Source organism: Arthrobacter sp. Y-9, from assembly GCF_029690065.1.
Lineage (GTDB): Bacteria > Actinomycetota > Actinomycetes > Actinomycetales > Micrococcaceae > Arthrobacter_E.
The window spans coordinates 2,987,557-3,005,752 of record NZ_CP121463.1 but is presented as its reverse complement, the minus strand read 5'-3'; the positions used below and the strand labels follow the sequence as shown (position 1 = coordinate 3,005,752).

Here is an 18,196-nt window from a genome sequence, read left to right as displayed (position 1 = left end):
GGGACCCGCGGTCCCGGCCCGGACGGAGTGAGCGCACGACGGCGGCGCCTCCCCACGCGGGGAGGCGCCGCCGTCGTCGTCTCCGGAGCTTCGCCGGTGCAGATGAACGCTTGGTGAACCCCTTGGAATCCGGGCCGTCCGGGCCGCACAATAGTCCTCGTGCAAAAAATCGATCCCGTGACCCTGCATGGGAAATACGTCACCCTCGAACCCCTGAGCCGGGACCACGAAGCCGGGCTGGTCGAGGCCGTCCAGGACGGCGAGCTGTGGAACCTCTGGTACACCTCCGTGCCGCGTCCGGAGGCGATGGGGGCCGAGATCGACCGTCGCCTGGCACTGCAGGAGACGGGCGGCATGCTGCCCTTCACGGCCCTCTCCAACGCCACGGGCGAGGTGCTCGGCATGACGAGTTTCATGAACATCGACCATGCGCTGCCCCGGCTGGAGATCGGTTCGACGTGGAACCGCCGCTCGGCGCACGGCACGGGCACCAACGCCGATTCCAAGTACCTGCTGCTGCGCCATGCCTTCGAGACGGTGGGCTGCGTGGCGGTGGAATTCCGGACCAACTGGCTCAACCACCAGTCGCGCGAGGCGATCGCCCGGCTCGGCGCCAAGCAGGACGGGGTGCTGCGCAGCCAGGCCCTGACGCCCGAGGGGGTGCTGCGGGACACCGTGGTGTTCTCCATCCTGGCGGGGGAGTGGGCCGCCGTGAAGAGGAACCTGGAGTACCGGTTGGGCAAGGCCCGCTGAGGCGGGCCGGGCGTGTGACAAGACGGCGTGCGCGGAGTTTGCTTCAATGAGGGGATGCTGACCCTGATCGCGCCCCACGCCGACGCCTACGACGCCTGGAAAGACTGTCTGCACGACTTCGGCGACGGCCCTCTGGATGGTTCGGGATTCAATCAGGAGGCCGCCGCGCCGAACCTGAGCCGGGACGGGTTCGAGCAGTACCTGAAGCAGCGGCTCACCGAGGGGGACACCTCGGTGGAGCCGGCGCCCGGACGGGTGCACTGCAGCTACTACTGGATCGTGGAGGACGGCCAGGACGAGATCCTCGGTTTCCTGGCGATCCGGCACGAACTCAACGACTTCCTGTTCAACTACGGCGGCCACATCGGCTACTCGGTGCGGCCCTCCGCACGTCGCCGGGGTGTCGCGACCAAGGCGCTCGCCGAGTCCCTGCGGCTCGCCCCGGCCCTGGGCATCGAGGACGTCCTGGTCACGTGCGTGGAGGAGAACGAGGCCTCCCGCGCCGTGATCGAGGGCAACGGCGGCCAGTATGAGGACACGCGGGACGGGTTCCGCCGGTACTGGTTCCCGGTCGGCTGACTCAGGCCGCCCGGACCCCGCCCGGACACACTGAAGGCCCGCCCCGAGAACGGGGCGGGCCTTCAGCATCCGTAGCCTTGGGCCGTTCTACCGCAGTCCCGCGCCCGGCAGCGGCTCACGAGCGTCCAGGGCGTCCGTGATGAAGGCGTAGTCCCAGGCGCGTTCGCGCCACTGGACGTAGCGGCCGGAGGCGCCGCCGTGGCCGCCCTCCATCTCGATCTTCAGGACCACGGGCTCAGTGCCGGTGTTCCTGTCCCGGAGGGCCTGGACCCACTTCGCGGGCTCCACGTAGAGCACGCGGGTGTCGTTGAAGGACGTGACCGCCGCGATCTTCGGGTACGCGGTCTCCCGGATGTTCTCATACGGCGTGTAGCTCTTCATGTACGCGTAGACCTCGGGGTCCGTGATCGGGTTGCCCCACTCCTCCCATTCGAGGGCGGAGAGCGGCAGCTCCGGATCGAGGATGGTGGTCAGCGCGTCCACGAAGGGCACCTGCGCCACGATGGCCGTGTACTTCTCCGGCGCCAGGTTCGCGACGGCGCCCATGAGCAGACCGCCGGCGGAACCGCCCAGGGCGGCGACGCGCTGCGGGTCCACCCAGCCCGCGGACACGAGGTGGTCCGTGGCGGCGATGAAGTCCGTGAACGTGTTCTTCTTCGCCAGCTTCTTGCCCTGTTCGTACCAGCGCCGGCCGAGCTCGCCGCCGCCACGGATGTGGGCGTCCACGAACACGATGCCACGGTCCAGCAGGGAGAGCCGTGAGACCACGAAGGCGGGGTCCATGCTGACCTCATAGGAGCCGTAGCCGTAGACAAGGCCCGGGGCCGTCCCGTCCGGCTGCACCGAACGGTGGCGCAGCACGGACAGCGGGATGCGGGTCCCGTCGGAGGCCGTGGCCCACTCGCGGGTGGCCACGTAGTCGGACGGGTCGTAGCCGCCGAGCACGGGCTGTTCGCGGCGCAGCAGCAGCTCACCGGACGGGGCTTCCGCCGTCGGAAGCACGAAGTCATACACCCGGGTCGGCGTGAAGAAGCTCGTGTAGCTCAGGCGCACCATGGGCGCCGCGAAGTCGGCGCCGCTCAGGTAGGACGTGAACAGTTCTTCGTCGAAGACGGGTTCCACCGGCTCGGCCTGCCGCGGGGTGCCCAGGCCTTCGCGGGGAAGGAACTGCACGCGCTCCAGGGTGTCCTGGCGCACCGAGAGGACGACGAAGTCCTTCAGGATCGCGGTCCCGTTGACGCGGACGTCGTCGGAATGCGGCACCACGGTGATCCACTGCTGGCCCTCCAGGGGCCGGGACAGTTCGTCCCACGCGGCGAAGGAGACCATGGAGTTCACGGCGTCCCGGTCGTGGGTCAGCAGCACGCCGTCCACGGGCTCGCCGCCGTCCTCCGCCACCAGGGTGAACGGCTCCGCCTCGTAGAGGATCCGCGCGTCGCGGGGGATGACGGTGCGCAGGCCGGCGCCGGGATCGGCGAAGTCGAGCAGGCGCACCTCGCTGTACTCGGAGCAGGACGACGCGACCACCAGGTGGGTCCGTTCGGCGGACAGCTCGAAGCCGAGCCACATGCCGGGGTCGTCCTCCTGGTAGACGAGCTCGTCCTCGTCCACCGGGGTGCCCAGGGTGTGACTGCGGACCTGGTGAGGACGCCAGGTCTCATCCACCACCGTGTAGAACAGGCGCGTGCCGTCGGGGGAGAAGGCCAGCCCGTAGAAGGCCCCCTCGATCACGTCCGGCAGGAGCTCACCCGTCCGGAGGTCCTTGATGCGGACGGTGAAACGCTCGTCGCCGGCGTTGTCCACGGCGTAGGCGTAAAGGTTGCCGTCCCGCGTCACGGCCGTGCCGCCCACGGAGAAGAACGGCTGCCCCTCGGCCTCCGCGTTGCCGTCCAGGAGGGTCTGTTCGCCGTCGAGCACGACGTCGGCCTCCACCACCGGAGGCGTCCAGTCGGCCAGGGCGTCGCCGGTGTCCGCTGCCGCCACACGGCAGAACACCGGGTAGTCCTTTCCCTCGGCGGTCCGCGTGAAATACCACCAGCCGTCCTTGCGGCCGGGCACCGAGAGGTCGGTCTCAAGGGTGCGGCCCTTGATCTCCTGGAAGATCGCCTCACGGAGGGGCTCCTGGTCCGCGGTCACAGCCTCCTGGTAGGCGTTCTCGGCCTCGAGGTGCTGCACGACCTCGGGGTTCTCCTTGTCCCGGAGCCATTCGTACTCGTCCACGAACAGGTCCCCGTGGTGGGAGCGTTCGACGGGGACCTTCTTGGCGCGGGGCGGCTGAGGAGCGTGTGGTGTTGCGGTCATGACCCCAGCCTAGTGGGACGGGAAGCGCTGGAGAGGGGGTGGGAATCGGCTCTCGGCGAACGTCTCAGGCCGCCTCCCGCCTACGCGTGTCCCAGGGAAGTGGCAGGGAGCGGAGGTACGATGAGCGACATCCAGGGAGCCGGCCCGTGTGCCTGCTCACCGGCGACACAGGAGGTTTCCGTGGCGGTGCACGATGTCGGTCTGCGAGATCTGGGGCAGGGCAGTTACGTCCTGACCACGGAGGCGGAGTTTCTCAACACCGGGCTGGTGGTGGGGCAGGAAAGAGCCCTCGTCATCGACACCGGATGCGGTCCGCGGCAGAGCCGGGAGATCCTGGAGGCGGTGCGCAGCGTGACCGATCTTCCGCTCGTGGTGGTGAACACCCACGCGCACTACGACCACTTCTTCGGCAATGCCGTGTTCCAGGAGGCGGGGGTCACCGAATTCTGGGCGCATGAGAACGCCGCCCGCGCCATCGCAGAGTCCGGCGAGGCGCAGCGTCCGGCGGTGGAGGTCTTCGAGCCCGAGATGGCGGCTGGCGAGGGCGACGCGACGGCACTCGTGGTGCCGCAGGCGATCGTCAGGGATCAGCCGGTGCTGGTGGACCTGGGCGGCAGGAGCGTGGGGCTCTTCCACCTGGGCCGTGGCCACACCGACGGCGACCTCCTGGTCGGCACCGCGACGACCCTTTACGCCGGTGACCTGGTCGAACACGGCGGCTACCCGGCCTTCGAGGACTCTTATCCGGTGGACTGGGCGGACGCGCTGCGGCACATCTCGGCCCTGCGGCACCGCTACGAGTACCTGGTCCCCGGGCATGGCGCCCCCATGGACGACCGCGAAGTGAAGACCATGGCGGACACCATGGCGATGGCGGTCCGCCAGGCGCACCAGGCCACGCGCGAAACCCCGGACGACGCCACCAAGGCCATCCCGGTGCTCCCGTACGGCCCGGAGCAGTCCCGGCACTTCATCCGCAGGCTCCGCGTCACGGCGTAGGGGCGGGCGTCCCTGGTCCGCGGAAGTGTGCTCTTGCCACCGGACCTGTCGGCTGGATAGCCTGATAGCTCGATGATCGAGCATTTATGGCTGTCGAGTAAAGTGAAGGAACAGGGGCCCGACCCGGGTCCCGGACCTCGCCCAGGCGGCCGATGCGGTGACAAGCCGGCCTCCGGGCGGCGTGAGAAGTGTGGCGTGAGAGAGGGGACATCATGAACGACGACCGGAATTCAGGGAAGCCCGTCGAGCGGCAGGCGGCCGACGACGCCGTGGCCGAGGATGAGGTGACGCCCTCGTCGCAGGGACTCGGCGCCGTCCTCGGCGATGCCGAGCGGACGCCCAACCCGGGTCCCGTCAAGGAACCCAGCCCGGCCGACAAGGCCGCGATCGAGCAGGTCTCCGAGGAGTACGAAGTCGTGCGCACCGAGGACGGCGAGGACTACCTCCAGCCGCGTGAGAGCAGCGACGGCGGCGAACACCGGAACTGAGCGGCGGTCCCGACCACCACTCCGACCATCACGAAGGCCGTCCGGGCACTCCCGGGCGGCCTTCGTGCTGTCCGGACGCGGCTGAGTTCGTGGGTTGCGGGTGACTTCGTGGACCGTGCCCGCGAACTCACGCGAAACCCACGAACTGGCCGAAACCCACGAACTCGCGTGAGGGGTCTCGGCGAGGGCCGCTGATGCGACCCTCGCCGAGACGCCGAGGCCTACGCCAGGCGCGGGGTCCGAGGGGGTTCGGTGCGGCGCTCGCCGGTGGCCTCGAACGCGGCGGCCAGGGCGAGGAGTTCGTTGTCCGAGTAGGCCTTGCCCCAGAAGCTCAGTCCGACCGGCATGCCGATGTCCGCCATGGTGCCCATCGGGACCGTGACCGTGGGGATGCCGAGGTGGCGCGGGACCAGGTTACCGTTGGACACCCATACCCCGTTCCGCCATCCGAGATCCGCGGACTCCTCCCGCACGTCCATGTCGGCCGGTCCGACATCGGCCGCGGCCGGCAGGATCACGGCGTCCAGGCCGAGCCCGTCCATCCACTCCTCGAGGTCCACGCGCCGGGTCTTCTCCAGACCCAGCAGGCCGGATTCCAGGGTGTACAGCTCGCGCGGATGAGTGATCGGCCGCTCGGCCACGACGGCGGGGTACTCGGCGATGTCGTCGTCGAAGCCTGTGTAGCGGTCCGGGAGCGCGCCCTTCGGGTGCGGGAAGATCGAAGCGCCGTCCACCTGGGTCAGGCTGTTCAGCGCCGGGTCGCCGTTCGCGGCGAGGAAGTCGTCCCAGCTCCAGGCGGAGAGATCGACGATCTCCTCCTGCAGGTACTCCGGGGACACGAAGCCCCGGGTCTTGATGCTCGGAGCGCCGGGTCGGTCGGACTCGTAGTTCGACACGACCGGGAAATCGACCTCCACGACCTCGGCGCCCGCGGCTTCGAGGTCCCGGCGGGCCGCCTCCCACAGAGCGATCACCGAAGCCCGCGTGTCGATCTTCTGCCCGGTGGGGCCGCCGATGCCCCGCGCGGACGGCGCCTCGCCCTCGGCGAGGGTGCCGGCGTCGTCGTCCTTGTTGAGGTACATCGTCGGCACGCCGAAGCGCTTGCCGCGCAGCAGGGCGGCGCGCTCGCCGCGGTCGGCGGGGACGAGGGCCGGGTAGGACGGCGGCCGGACCTCCGACGACGCCGGGATGTCCACGAACTCCTGGACGCGCCAGAAGTCGCCGCGGGTCTCGGTGTCATCGGCGACGATCACGTCCAGGACCTCCAGCAGGTCGTCCATGCTGCGGGTGTGCGGCACCACGACGTCCATGGTGGGGACGAGAGGCCAGTTGCCGCGCACGGAGATGACGCCGCGGGAGGGCGTGTAGGCGCACAGTGCGTTGTTCGACGCCGGCGCGCGGCCGCTGGACCACGTCTCCTCGCCGAGGCCGAAGGCGGCGAAGCTGGCGGCGGTCGCGGTGCCGGAGCCGTTGGAGGAGCCGGACCCGAAGGCCGCGGTGAGGAAGTCGCCGTTGTAGGGGCTCTCGGCGCGGCCGTAGACGCCGCGCTGCATGCCGCCGTTGGCCATGGGCGGCATGTTCGTCAGGCCGACCAGCACCGCGCCGGCGCCGCGCAGCCGCTCGATGGTGAACGCGTCCTTCTGGGCGACCAGGTCCTGGAAGGCGGGGGAGCCGGCCGCGGCGGTGAGGCCTTTCGCGAGGTACGAGTCCTTGGCGGTGTAGGGGATCCCGTCCAGAGGGCCGCGCGTCTCGCCGGTGGCGCGCCGGGCGTCCGAGGCTTCGGCGTCCGCGCGAGCGGCGGGGTTCATGACCACCACGGCGTGGAGCTCGCCGTCGTAGGCCTCGATGCGGGCGAGGTAGGCGTCCAGAAGCTCGACGGCGGTGGTCTCACCGGAGTCGAGGGCGGCGCGCAGCTGCGCGATGGAGGCTTCGACGACGTCGATGCGGGCCATGGTGTCTTCCTTGGGGGCGGATGAAAGTTGTTGATCGAGTGATCAATTAGTTCAACGGTAGCTAGACTGAGGCCACCATGTCAACGAAAAACTCCCCGGAGACGTCCGCGCGGCAGGCGCCCCGCGTGCGCAAGAGCCCCGCCGAACGGCACGCCGAGATCCGGGAGGCGGCCGCCGTCGTCGCGCTGGAGGAGGGGCTCGCGGCCATCACGCTGCGCCGCGTGGCCCGGCAGCTGGGCGTGGCGTCCGGGCTCGTGGCGCACTACGAGCCGCGGATCGAGGATTTCGTGGCGGCCACGTTCGCGCGGATCGCCGCGGGGGACCGGGTCGAGGTGAAGCGGTCGATGGCGGATCTCGACGACGCCGCGCTGCGCCTGCGCGCCGTGCTCGCCAGTTCGCTGGACTCGGAGCGGCTGCCCGTCACCGCCGTCTGGGTCGAGGCCTGGGGTCTGGGCCGCCGCAACGAAGCCCTCGCCGCGGCCGTCCGCGAGGAGATGGATGCCTGGCAGGAGCTGCTCCGGGGCGTCATCCGGGACGGGGTGCGCGCCGGGGTCTACTCGGCGCCTGATCCGGCCGCCGTGGCCTGGCAGGTGCTCGGCATGATCGACGGGCTCAACGCCCAGGCGCTCGTGCGCTGGGAGGGTGTGCCTGACCGCCGCGAACATTTCCTCTCCGCGGTGGAACATCTGCTCGGCGTGAGCTGACGCGCAGAGCTACCGCTTCGGGCGGCTCAGCAGGAGGATTCCCGCCCAGGACACCGTGAACGCGACGGCGGAGATCGCCGCGACGCCTGACCAGAAGGCGCGGGTGTCCACCCCGTCGCTGCCGGTCATGCTCAGCGAGCCGAGCGGCAGCTGCGGGAAGACGACGGCGGCCGCGGCGCTGAGCGCCGCGATCAGCAGGGTGACCGTGGACCAGAAGCGCCGGTTGGACAGGACGCGGGAGGCGCTCCCATCTGCCGGTTCCGGGTGCCGCGCTTCATGCAGCAGGACCGGGATGGCGGTGAGGGCGGAGACCGCGCCCACCATGAGCAGCGCCGCAGCCACATCCGCGGGACGGTGCCAGAGGTTGACCACGGTGGACGCGCCCGAGACGAAGGCGAAGGTGCCCCCCAGTGCGGCCGCGAGCGGGCGCCAGCGGGGCGGCACCGCCAGGGTCACGGCCGCGGCGGCGCTGGCCGCCAGAGTGGTGTGCCCGGAGGGCAGCGAGTTGTTGGTGGGTGTCTCGACGCCGAGGTCCGGGCGGCCGAATACGGTGTACTTCAGGACCTGCGTCGCCAGGTTCGCCGCGACCGCCGCGATGACGGCCCACAGTGCCGGTGTCCACCGTCTGCCGACGAACGCGACCAAGCCGACGATGATCGCGGCGAGGATGATCGACGCTGCCGGGAGGTTGTCCAGGACCGCCGTGGTCACCTTGTCCAGACGGCCGCCGCTCATGGCTCTGGCCTGGGACAGCACGAGGGCGTCGAGGGTCTGACCGTCCACGGTCCGGACGAAGAAGCGGTACATCCAGAGGATTCCGAGCGCTCCCAGGACGGCGCCGAAGGCCAGGGCGAGCGGGCGCCAGGCGGAGCCGCGGCTCTGGCGGGCGCCCCGGTGCTCGAGCGTGCTGATCGGTGACATGGGTCCAGCGTGACACAGGAATCTGGAAGCCGCCGGAGTGGCGGCCGGCGCGAACGCCCGGCGAGGCGCCCCGGCGTCGTCGTCCTCGAGGATGAACACTGTTTCCGCAGTTCAGCGACTTGACAAAAAGTGATCCTTGACACAAAGGGCGCGTGGAACCTAATCTACCTAACACGTGTTAGGTGCGACGTCGCACCAGGAAAGGTACAACTCATGGCAAGCAAAGTGGGAGCGGTCGGGGACATCACCCGCCGTGCCGCGCTCGGCGCCCTGGGAGTCGGAGTGGTGGGGGTGACAGCGGCGTCGTGGCCGCGTCTGACCGCAGCCGACATCCCCGGCCGGGGCGACAACAGCCTCAGCATCGTCATCCAGGGCACCAAGGCGGATGCGGCCGCCCGCGAGAAGCTCGTGGCCGACTTCAACAAGGTGCACCCCGAGATCAAGGTCAAGGTGCAGGCCATCCAGTCCGTGGACTGGAAGGACTTCTTCGTCAAGCTCCTCACCATGGTGGCCGCCGGTCAGTCGCCGGACCTGGTGTACGTGGCCACGGAAGGCACGCAGCTCTTCGCCGAACGCCTCGCCGAGCCGCTGGACCGGTTCGTGCAGCGCGATGCCTCGGTGCTGCAGGAGTACTTCGACGACGTCCATCCGAGCCTCGTGGAAGCCATGATGTACAAGGGCAGCCTGTACCAGCTTCCGCTCGACTGGAACGCCGCGAACATGTACTTCAACACCTCCGCCCTGAAGAAGGCCGGACTGGAACTTCCTCCGGCTGACTGGAGCCACCTGGATTTCCGGAACATGCTCAGCTCCATGAAGCAGGCCAACGGCAGCGACTTCACCCCGTACTACTGGACCAACCGTCTCTTCGGCGGCGTGGTGCCGTGGCTCTACATCAACGACACGAGCTTCCTCAAGGAGACCAAGGCCAGTGGCGGCCGCTGGCTCTGGGACGGCTTCTACAAGAACGACCCCAGCAGCAAGATGCGCGCGGGCGGTTCGCTCTGGGAGTCCCCGAATGCCCTCGACTCCCGCGTGGAGGAGTCCTTCGACTTCCTGCGCGGACTGGTCAAGGACGGCCTGGGCGTCCGCCCCGAGGAGGGTGGCGGCAACTCACTGGTGGGTCTGTTCGCCTCCGGACGCATCGGCAGCACGCCCGCAGGCGGTTACTGGGTGGAGGGTCTGCATGAAGCGGGCATGAAGGAGGACGAGTTCGACGTCTCCTTCTTCCCCAAGTGGCGCACGCAGCGGCACCAGTTCGGCACCGCCGGCTACGCCATCATGAAGACCGCCAAGGACAAGGACGCCGCCTGGGAGTTCGTGAAGTGGGCGGCCTCCAAGCCGGCCATGGAAGTGGCCTTCGCCCTGCCGACCACCACGCCCACCCGGCGGTCGATGGTCAACGAGGCCCTGTACTCCGGCAAGGGGCCGAAGCACTGGAAGGTCTTCTACGACACCCTGGACAAGTTCCCGTCCACCGGCCCCATCCCGGCGCCGCCGGAGCAGGCCGCCGTGGAGACCGCCCTGATCAAGAACGTCTCGCTGGCCGTCTCCGGTGACCAGGCCCAGCTCAAGAACGCCATGAAGTCCCTCGAGCGGGATCTCGACCTGGCTCTCGGGAGGAACTGATGAAACAACAACGCTGGCTCCCGTGGGTCTTCCTGGCCCCCACCATCGCGGGCATGGGCATCTTCACGCTCATCCCGATCGTGGCCTCGATCGTCCTGGCCTTCTTCCACTGGGACATCATCTCCGCCCCCGAATTCGTGGGCTTCGCCAACTTCGCCGAGGTGGCCCAGAGCCCCACGGTCCAGGTGTCCTTCCTCAACACGATCCTCTTCGTGGTGGTGGCGGTGGCCCTGCAGCTCGGCATCGCCCTCGGCCTGGCCGTCCTGGTCACCGAGAAGCTTCCCAACTGGCTCCGCAGCTTCTTCCGCAGTGCCCTGTTCTTCCCGCTCGTCCTCTCGGCCGCCTCGGTGTCCATCTTCATGAAGTACCTCTTCAATGAGAAGTTCGGCGTGGTGAACTGGCTGCTGTCCCTGCTCAACATCCCGTCGGTGCCGTGGCTCACGAGCCCCACGGGCTCCGCGGCCGTGATCGTCCTGGTCTACGTCTGGCAGAACTTCGGCTTCTCCTTCCTGCTCTTCCTGGGCGGCCTGGCGTCGATCCCCACCGAGACCTACGAAGCGGCGTCGCTCGACGGCGCGACCGGCTGGCGCAAGCTGGTTCAGATCACCCTGCCCCTCCTCAGCCCCACCACCCTGGTGGCCTCGGTCATGGCGATCATCTCGGCGCTCCAGGTCTTCGACCAGCCCTACGTCCTCACCGGCGGCGGACCGGGTGACTCCACCCGCACCGCGGTCATGGTGATCTTCGAGACCGCCTTCCAGCGCCTCGAATTCGGCCAGGCCTCGGCCCTGGGCGTCATCCTGACCATCATCATCATGCTGATCACGGCGGCGCAGTTCCGCCTCAGCAAGCGCTTCGTCTTCTACCAGTGAGGCCCGCCATGACCACCACCCAGACTCTCCGGCCCCGTGGCACCTCCACCGTGGACCCCGCACCGACCACCCGCCGTCGCATCGACTGGGGGATGACCGGACGGATCGTCATCCTGGCGATCGCCGCCGTGTTCACCATCGGGCCCGTGCTGTGGACCCTGTCCACCTCACTGCGCCTGCCGAGCGAATCGTTCAATCTGCCGCCGAGCTTCATCCCCTGGAACCCGGACTTCACGTCCTACGCCCAGGTGTTCAAGCAGCTCAACATGGGCCTGCTGGTCCTGAACAGCGCACTCGTCACGGGCCTGGTGGCCCTCGGCCAGATGGCCTCCGCCGCCCTGGCCGGGTACGCCTTCGCCCAGCTGGAGTTCAAGGGCAAGAGCGCCCTGTTCTCCGTCATCCTGGCCACCATGATGGTGCCGCTGCAGGTCACGATCGTCCCGGTCTTCCTGCTGATCCGCGGCATGGGCATCTCGGACACGCTGCTGGCCCTGATCATCCCGGCCATCCCGACGGCGTTCGGCACCTTCCTCATGCGCCAGTACTTCCTGGGCCTGCCGCCGGACCTCGCGGAAGCCGCCGCGATCGACGGCGCCACCCCGTGGCGGACCTTCCGTTCCGTGTACGCGCCGCTGGCCATGCCGGGCCTGGCGATCGTGGGCATCCTCGCCTTCAACTACCACTGGAACGAGTTCTTCCGCCCCCTGATCATGACCATCTCGGAGCAGAACTTCACCCTGCCCCTGGGGCTGGTCTCCCTTCAGGGCAACATGGGCACCGGCAGCATCTCCGTGGTCCTGGCGGGCGTGATCCTGTCCATGATCCCGGCGTTCGTGGTGTTCATCTTCGGCCAGCGCACCCTGCGGGCCGGCCTCACCTCCGGCATCGGCAAGTAACCACCTCCCTGAACGGCTCGGGTCCCTTCGCCGCCACGCACCCGTCGTGGCCACGAAGGGACCCGTCCGCCTCCCCGCACTTCCCCGAAAGGACCTCCTCCGTGACCCAGCCTGCAGCCCTCTCCTTCGCCAGGACGGCGGCGGAGCACCCGGATCCGTACTTCCCGCGCCTCCACCCCCGTCCCGCGCAGGGCTGGATCAACGACCCCAACGGCGTCAGCCACGTCAACGGCCGCTACCACGTGTTCTTCCAGTACAACCCGGAGTCAGCGCGGCACCACCGCATCCAGTGGGGTCACGTGAGCAGCGCGGACCTGGTGCACTGGGAGGAGCACCCGGTGGCGCTGACGCCGCAGGACGGCGGGCCGGACGACTTCGGCTGCTGGACCGGCGTCGTCACGGTCGACGGCGGCGTCCCCACCGCGGCCTACTCGGGCGTGCGTGCCGACGGCGGCGCCTCCCAGGTGGTCATCGCGCGCGGCTCGGAGGACCTGGTGGACTGGGTCCAGACCGGGCACGTCGCGGCCTCCATGCCGGAGGACCCACAGGTCACCGCGGTGCGGGACCCGTTCCTCTTCACCTTCGAGGGCGCACGCTACGCCATCCAGGGAGCCGGGCTGGCCGATGGCCGTGCCGCGCTGCTCCTGTACCGCGTCGCCGACATGGACGCCTGGGAGTACCTGGGGATCTGGCTCACCACGGACAATCCCGTCAACGCCCCGGCGAATCTGGCCGAGATCTGGGAATGCCCCCAGCTCGTGCGCATCCCCGACGGCGAGGGCGGGACCGCGTGGCTCGCGATGTTCTCCCTCTGGCAGAAGGACGACTTCCACGAACACGCCCTCGGCACCGGTCACCTGGTGGGCCGCATGACCGCCGACCCGGAGACGGGTCTCCCGGTCTTCACCCCGGTCTCGGGCGGTAAGTCGGACCTCGGCCGGGACTTCTACGCCCCGCAGATCACCCAGCTCGAGGACGCCGAGGACGGGACGCCGCGGGTGCTCCTCTCCGGCTGGGCCAACGAAGGCCCGGGCCGTGACGGCCGCCGGGGCCGCACCCAGGACGAGATCGACGCCGCCGGCTGGGCCGGCGTGCTGACCCACCCGCGGACGCTCCAGCTGGTCGACGGCCGGCTCGAGGTGGCCCCCTTCGCCGAGGTGGACGCCTGCCGCGCCGGCGAGCTGCCCTTCACCGATCGTGCGGTGACGCTGCCCGCTCAGGGCGAGGCGTCCGTCGTCGCGCGGGCGGAAGCGACGGTGACCGTCCGCCTGGGGGAGACGGTTCTGCTCCGGGAGGAGCTGGCCGCGGGCCAGGAGCTCCGCGTGTTCGTGGATGCCTCGCTGCTGGAGATCTACCGGAGCGGCGGCGTCGCGACCACGCTGCGCATCTACCCGCAGCCCGGGGAGGAACTCCGCGTGGCGTTCGACGGCGACGCGCTCGCCAGCGCCTGGAAGCTCGCCCTGCCGGAGGCGTGACGCCCTTCCGGCCTCGTTGAGTGCTCAGTAGTCGCGGGTTGCTTCGGTCCGGACCCGCAACAACTGAGCACTCAACGGTCGGTCATCAGGCCGGGGCCGGTCCCAGCGACCCCCGGTCCACGAAGCGTCCCCGGATGAGCTGCTCGCCCTCCAGGACACTCCGGTCCGGCGGGAGGTGCTTGGACGCCTTCCGGGCGACCCGCGGCACCGCCGACAGCAGCCGGGTCATCGCGGCGGCGCCGATCTCGCGCAGGGGGAGGGCCATGGTGCTCAGCGCGGGGACCATGGTGTCCGCGATGCGCTCCTCGTCGTCGTAGCCCACGATCGAGACGTCCCCCGGCACCTGGAGGCCGAGCCCCCGGGCGGCGAGGACGGCGCCGACGGCACAACGGTCGTTGGCGCACAGCAGCGCAGTGGGCCGCTCGTCCGCGGGCACGGACAACGCCGCGCCGGCCGCGGCGAAACCGTCGGTGATGTCCCAGCCGGTCGGGAGCACCGCGTCCTCCGCGAACGGCAGGCCGGCCTCGGCCATGGCCTCGCGGTACCCGGCGAGACGCCGCTGGGACGCGGGGTGCGTCAGGGGACCCGTGAGGAACGCCAGCCTCCGGTGCCCGTAGGAGAGGACGTGGCGGAGGGCCTCCGCGCCGCCCCAGATCTCATCGGGCAGAACGTTGCCCACATGGCCCGGACCGCGGGAATCGAAGCAGTTCGCGAGAATGGACGGCGCCTTCTCCATGCCGGCAGGCACCTTGAGCTCGCGCAGGCCCACCGTGACGTACATGAGCGCGTCGACGTGCCGGTCCAGGAGCGTCTCGACGGCGCTGACGTCGCGCTGCTCATCCAGCTCGGTGTCCAGGCCGAGGGTCACGAAGCCCTGCGTCCGTGCCACGGCGTCCGCTCCGGCGATGATGTTGCCGTCCACCGGGCCGGAGATGACACGGTCCGAGACGATCCCGATCACGCTCGTGCGCTGATTCCGCAGGCTCAGCGCGACCGCGTTGGGTTTGTAGTTCAGTTCCTTGGCGGCCTGCCGGATGCGCTCCTGGCTCTCGCTGGCGATGTTGCCGTCCCCGTGGCCATTGAGCACCAGCGAGACCGCGCTGCGGGAAACCCCTGCGAGTTTCGCCACATCCTGGGCGGTCGCTTTGCGCTGCATCCAGATCCTGCCTTGATCCCGGCCCGCCGCTTCTGCGCGGGGCTCTCCCCAAGTTTAGCGATCCGCGCCGCGTGCTCCCGGCGGAATCCTGCGAACCGGGGTGAAAACCGCGCGTAGAGTCGGAACCATGAGCCACAGCACCCCCGCGCCGCACGAGAGCCTCCCCGCCCTGGACGAGCTGCTGAGCACGGCCCGCGTGGTCACGCTGCCCCTGCACGTGAAGTTCCGCGGCGTGACGCATCGCGAGATGGTGCTCTTCCGGGGACCGGCCGGCTGGGGGGAGTTCGGCCCCTTCCTGGAGTACGACGACGCCGAATCCGCCCGCTGGCTGGCCGCCGGCGTGGAGGCGGGCTGGCACGGCTTCCCCTCGCCTCTGCGCACGGAGGTCCCGGTCAATGCCACGGTGCCCGCCGTCAGCCCGGACAGGGTCCCCGCCGTCCTCGAACGGTTCGGGCCCGTCACCGCCGTCAAGGTCAAGGTGGCCGAGAAGGGCCAGGAGTCCCACGAGGACATCGACCGGGTCCGCGCCGTCCGCCGCGCGCTCGACGCCGCCGGCCTGCGGGACGCGGCCATCCGCGTGGACGCCAACGGGGGCTGGGACGTGCCGACCGCCGTCGCGCAGTTGAACCGCCTGGCCGAGACCGGGCTCGAGTACGCCGAGCAGCCCGTGATGGGGATCGACGGCCTGGCCGAGGTGCGCTCGCGGCTGGGCGGAGCCGTGCGGATCGCCGCGGACGAGAGTGTCCGCAAGGAGGACGACCCGCTGAAGGTCGCCCGCGCGGGGGCCGCCGACCTCCTGGTGGTGAAGGTGGCGCCGCTCGGGGGTGTCCGGAAGGCGCTGCGGATCGTGCAGGAGGCCGGGCTGCCCGCGGTGGTCAGCTCGGCGCTGGACACGTCCGTGGGTATCAGCGCCGGGGTGGCGCTCGCCGCGGCGCTGCCGGAGCTGCCGTTCGCGTGCGGGCTCGGGACGGTCAGCCTGTTCCAGGAGGACGTGGTCCGGGATGCGCTGACGCCGCGGGCGGGGGTGCTGCCGGTGGGGCCGGTGGAACCCGATCCGGAACTCCTGGACCGGCACCGCGCGTCCCCCGACCGCGAGGCGTGGTGGCTCGACCGTCTCGCGCGCTGCCACGCGCTGCTGGGCTGAACGGACTGCTGGACTGACCCGGCCGGTTGCGGGACCCACCCGCCGTTCACCGGCTGTTCACGGGGCGCTGGGGTGCAGTTCAATCCCCGATGCGATTCTCCAAGGGAACACTCAGAAACCCCGGAGGTACCGTCGTGTCCGAAAACCGTGCCCGCTTCCTTGAGCTCCTGCCGATGGCAGGCCACACCCGCGGCAAGCGAAGCCCCATCACCTGCGCCCTGAAGTGCGACAACGCCTGCTCGGGCGAGGTCTGCAACACCAGCCGCAATGACTACTTCCGGGACATCGCGTCCTCCGCGATGTCCCGCCGCTCCGCCCTGGGCCTGGGCGCCGCCGGTGCGCTCGCCGTCGTCTTCGGCAGTGCCGTGAACGGCGCCGCTCCCGCCGAGGCCTCCTCCACGCTGGCCCCGGCCGCGAAGGCCGGGTACGACAAGTCCCACCTGCGCTTCAGCGCCATCAAGCCGGTCGACGCCGCCGTGGACGAGTTCACCGTGCCGCGCGGCTTCACCTGGCAGCCGGTGATCCGCTGGGGCGATCCGCTGTTCAAAGACGCCCCGGCGTTCGACGTGAACGCCCAGACCGCAGCGGCGCAGGCACGCCAGTTCGGCTACAACAATGACTACTCGGACATCATCACGGTGCCGGGCAGCAAGGGCCGCCGCGCGCTCCTGTTCGCCAACCACGAGTACACCAACGAGAACATCATGTTCTCCCCGGAGACGCCGGCCGCCGAAGCCCGTGCGATCGGCCGTGCCGCCCACGGCCTGAGCGTCGTGGAGCTGGAACGCCGCAACTCCGCCAAGCCGTGGAGCTACATCCAGGGCGCGCGCCGCAACCGCCGCTACCTGATCGACACCAAGTACGAGCTAACCGGCCCGGCCGCGGGCAGTCCGCTCGTGAAGACCTCCCGCGACCCGGAGGGCCGCTGGATCGAGGGCACTCTGGGCAACTGCTCGGGCGGCACCACCCCGTGGGGCACCATCCTTTCCGGCGAGGAGAACTTCAACGGCTACTTCGTCACGCCCGGCGCCTCGCCGGCGGAGAAGCGTTACGGCCTGGGCTCCAAGCCGACGGCGCGTGGCTGGGAGCAGGACGACCCCCGCTTCGACACCCGCAACCCGGGCTTCGAGAACGAGGCCAACCGCTTCGGCTGGATCGTGGAGGTGGACCCGTTCGACCCGACGTCGACGCCGCGCAAGCACTCGGCCATGGGCCGTTTCAAGCACGAGGGCGCCAATGTGATCGTGGCCCGCTCCGGTCACGTGGTCGCCTACATGGGCGATGACGAGCGCTTCGACTACCTCTACAAGTTCGTCTCCAAGGGCAAGTACCGTGAGGGCGACCGCCGCCACAACATGACCCTGCTGACCGAGGGCGATCTGTACGTCGCACGGTTCACGGGTGACTCCCCGGCCGCCGAGATCGACGGCACCGGCAAGCTCCCGGCCGACGGCGCCTTCGATGGCTCGGGCGAATGGCTGCCCCTCGTGGTGGACGGCCGCTCCGCCGTCCCCGGCATGAGCGTCGAGGAGGTCCTGGTCCACACCCGCCTGGCCGCCGACAAGGTCGGGCCCACCAAGATGGACCGCTGCGAGGACGTCCAGCCGAGCCTGCGCACCGGCAAGATCTACGTGGCCTGCACCAACAACTCGGACCGCGGCAAGCCCGGCAAGGAAGGCCCCACCGAGGTCAACCCGCGGAGCCTCAACCGCGACGGCCACATCGTCGAGATCACGGAACGCGGCGACCAGACCTCCACGCGGTTCGCCTGGAACCTGCTCCTGGTCTGCGGCGACCCCGCGAAGAACGGCTCCACCTACTTCTCCGGTTTCCCGAAGGACAAGGTCTCGCCGATCTCCTGCCCGGACAACGTGGCCTTCGACTCGGTGGGCGACCTCTGGATCTCGACCGACGGCGCCCCGAGCACCATCGGTTACAACGACGGTCTCTTCAAGGTCACCCTGGAAGGTCCGGAGCGCGGCAAGGTGGAGCAGTTCCTCTCCGTACCTCGCGACGCCGAAACCTGCGGCCCCGTCATCCATGACCGCGACCGCACGGTGTTCGTGTCGGTGCAGCACCCGGGCGAGGAGGGCAGCTGGGAGGAGCCCCACTCGTACTTCCCCGACTACGTGCCGGCCGGTGCGAAGCTCAAGCGCGGCCAGGCGCGGGCCCCGCGTCCCGCCGTCGTGCAGGTCCTGCCGCGCTAGTGGTCGAAGGCCGCTGAAGCACAGCCGCTGAGACCCGCCTCGGGCCCCGGAACCGATGTTCCGGGGCCCGAGGCGTTGCGGGGGACGGGATTCCCAGGTGCCGGTCAGGTCCGTGAAAGC

The 18,196-nt window shown here is 69.8% G+C and carries 15 protein-coding genes; 11 read left to right on the top strand and 4 right to left on the bottom strand.

Annotated elements, in window-relative coordinates:
* Window positions 1-159: 159 nt before the first annotated feature.
* Window positions 160-753, top strand: a complete 594-nt coding sequence (locus P9849_RS13605) for a GNAT family protein (protein WP_278267267.1) — start codon at window positions 160-162, stop codon at window positions 751-753.
* Window positions 754-807: 54 nt separating this feature from the next.
* A complete protein-coding gene (locus P9849_RS13600) occupies window positions 808-1,332 on the top strand; it encodes a GNAT family N-acetyltransferase (protein ID WP_278267266.1) in 525 nt (174 codons plus the stop codon).
* 87 nt (window positions 1,333-1,419) lie between these two features.
* Here P9849_RS13600 and P9849_RS13595 read toward each other — a convergent pair whose 3' ends face one another.
* Window positions 1,420-3,633 (bottom strand): S9 family peptidase, encoded by a 2,214-nt coding sequence (locus P9849_RS13595; RefSeq protein WP_278267265.1) that lies wholly within the window; start codon window positions 3,631-3,633, stop codon window positions 1,420-1,422.
* A gap of 180 nt (window positions 3,634-3,813) precedes the next feature.
* Here P9849_RS13595 and P9849_RS13590 point away from each other — a divergent pair, with 180 nt between their 5' ends.
* Entirely contained in the window at window positions 3,814-4,632 is an 819-nt protein-coding gene (locus P9849_RS13590; RefSeq protein ID WP_278267264.1) for an MBL fold metallo-hydrolase, read from the top strand.
* Between the two features lie 212 nt (window positions 4,633-4,844).
* Window positions 4,845-5,120 (top strand): hypothetical protein, encoded by a 276-nt coding sequence (locus P9849_RS13585; RefSeq protein WP_278267263.1) that lies wholly within the window; start codon window positions 4,845-4,847, stop codon window positions 5,118-5,120.
* Window positions 5,121-5,341: 221 nt separating this feature from the next.
* Here the strand turns inward: P9849_RS13585 and P9849_RS13580 are convergent, their stop codons facing one another.
* Window positions 5,342-7,072: an amidase gene (locus P9849_RS13580; RefSeq protein WP_278267262.1), complete on the bottom strand. Its 1,731-nt coding sequence runs from the start codon at window positions 7,070-7,072 to the stop codon at window positions 5,342-5,344.
* A gap of 77 nt (window positions 7,073-7,149) precedes the next feature.
* On the opposite strand from P9849_RS13580, the gene P9849_RS13575 reads away from it, so the two are divergent.
* Entirely contained in the window at window positions 7,150-7,776 is a 627-nt protein-coding gene (locus tag P9849_RS13575) for a TetR family transcriptional regulator C-terminal domain-containing protein (protein WP_278267261.1), read from the top strand.
* Between the two features lie 9 nt (window positions 7,777-7,785).
* On the opposite strand, the gene P9849_RS13570 is transcribed toward P9849_RS13575, so the two are convergent.
* On the bottom strand, window positions 7,786-8,697 hold the full coding sequence (locus P9849_RS13570; protein WP_278267260.1) for a phosphatase PAP2 family protein: 912 nt from the start codon (window positions 8,695-8,697) through the stop codon (window positions 7,786-7,788).
* Between the two features lie 213 nt (window positions 8,698-8,910).
* Between P9849_RS13570 and P9849_RS13565 the strand changes: the two genes are divergently transcribed.
* The 4 genes from P9849_RS13565 (at window position 8,911) to P9849_RS13550 (ending at window position 13,569) form a co-directional block, all read left to right on the top strand.
* Window positions 8,911-10,326: an extracellular solute-binding protein gene (locus P9849_RS13565; RefSeq protein ID WP_278267259.1), complete on the top strand. Its 1,416-nt coding sequence runs from the start codon at window positions 8,911-8,913 to the stop codon at window positions 10,324-10,326.
* The gene (locus tag P9849_RS13560; protein ID WP_278267258.1) at window positions 10,326-11,198 is read left to right on the top strand and encodes a sugar ABC transporter permease; all 873 of its coding nucleotides are present in this window, start codon (window positions 10,326-10,328) and stop codon (window positions 11,196-11,198) included. The genes P9849_RS13565 and P9849_RS13560 overlap by 1 nt, the downstream gene beginning before the upstream one ends.
* Before the next feature lie 92 nt (window positions 11,199-11,290).
* Window positions 11,291-12,094 carry a carbohydrate ABC transporter permease gene (locus tag P9849_RS13555; protein WP_278269167.1) on the top strand — a complete coding sequence of 268 codons (804 nt, stop codon included), beginning with the start codon at window positions 11,291-11,293 and terminating at the stop codon, window positions 12,092-12,094.
* A gap of 101 nt (window positions 12,095-12,195) precedes the next feature.
* Complete coding sequence (locus tag P9849_RS13550) at window positions 12,196-13,569, top strand: glycoside hydrolase family 32 protein (protein WP_278267257.1); 1,374 nt, start codon at window positions 12,196-12,198, stop codon at window positions 13,567-13,569.
* Between the two features lie 85 nt (window positions 13,570-13,654).
* On the opposite strand, the gene P9849_RS13545 is transcribed toward P9849_RS13550, so the two are convergent.
* Complete coding sequence (locus P9849_RS13545; RefSeq protein WP_278267256.1) at window positions 13,655-14,725, bottom strand: LacI family DNA-binding transcriptional regulator; 1,071 nt, start codon at window positions 14,723-14,725, stop codon at window positions 13,655-13,657.
* A gap of 127 nt (window positions 14,726-14,852) precedes the next feature.
* Between P9849_RS13545 and P9849_RS13540 the strand changes: the two genes are divergently transcribed.
* Entirely contained in the window at window positions 14,853-15,869 is a 1,017-nt protein-coding gene (locus P9849_RS13540; RefSeq protein ID WP_278267255.1) for an o-succinylbenzoate synthase, read from the top strand.
* A gap of 173 nt (window positions 15,870-16,042) precedes the next feature.
* Complete coding sequence (locus P9849_RS13535) at window positions 16,043-18,076, top strand: PhoX family phosphatase (RefSeq protein WP_278269166.1); 2,034 nt, start codon at window positions 16,043-16,045, stop codon at window positions 18,074-18,076.
* Window positions 18,077-18,196: the final 120 nt, after the last annotated feature.